The sequence below is a fragment of the Robertmurraya mesotrionivorans genome, from assembly GCF_050971805.1.
Taxonomy (GTDB): domain Bacteria; phylum Bacillota; class Bacilli; order Bacillales; family Cytobacillaceae; genus Robertmurraya_A.
In genome coordinates this window covers 1-537 of the sequence record NZ_JBPCCH010000063.1, presented here as the reverse complement: position 1 = coordinate 537, position 537 = coordinate 1, and the positions used below count along the sequence as shown (strand labels likewise).

2 rRNA genes are annotated in these 537 nt (G+C 42.5%); both read left to right on the top strand.

The features are described from left to right. Positions 1 to 89, top strand: a 16S ribosomal RNA gene (locus tag ACRX5O_RS25290); the annotation flags it as partial. Positions 90 to 462: 373 nt separating this feature from the next. Then, positions 463 to 537, top strand: a 23S ribosomal RNA gene (locus ACRX5O_RS25285); the annotation flags it as partial.

Below are 537 nucleotides of genomic sequence, written 5' to 3'. Positions count from 1 at the left end.
GGAGCCAGCCGCCTAAGGTGGGACAGATGATTGGGGTGAAGTCGTAACAAGGTAGCCGTATCGGAAGGTGCGGCTGGATCACCTCCTTTCTAAGGAAAATGCAAAGTGAAGGCAATAGCCGGAACTTGCCATAATATACAGACGTGACGATTTGTTCTTGTTCAGTTTTGATGGTTTAATTAGTTTTTTTACGACAGTAAAATAAACTTCCTTTTTTGCGACAGCAAAATAACCCTCCATCAAACGTTGTTCTTTGAAAACTAGATAAAGTATAAAAGTCAAGAAAGAAACTGAGTATCGCCATTTTAGGTTTTCTCTCTATTAAATGAGAGTAACTAAAGAAAAAAGAGGAGCGAACAGGTCGAGGAATCGAATGAGGAGATACCGGAGCGTACTTTAACGTACGTGAGGATGTTGACGAGTGAGATGACGAAGAGATGTGAAGCTCATATTTTTTCGATAGGTTAAGTTAGAAAGGGCGCACGGTGGATGCCTTGGCACTAGGAGCCGATGAAGGACGGGACTAACACCGATATG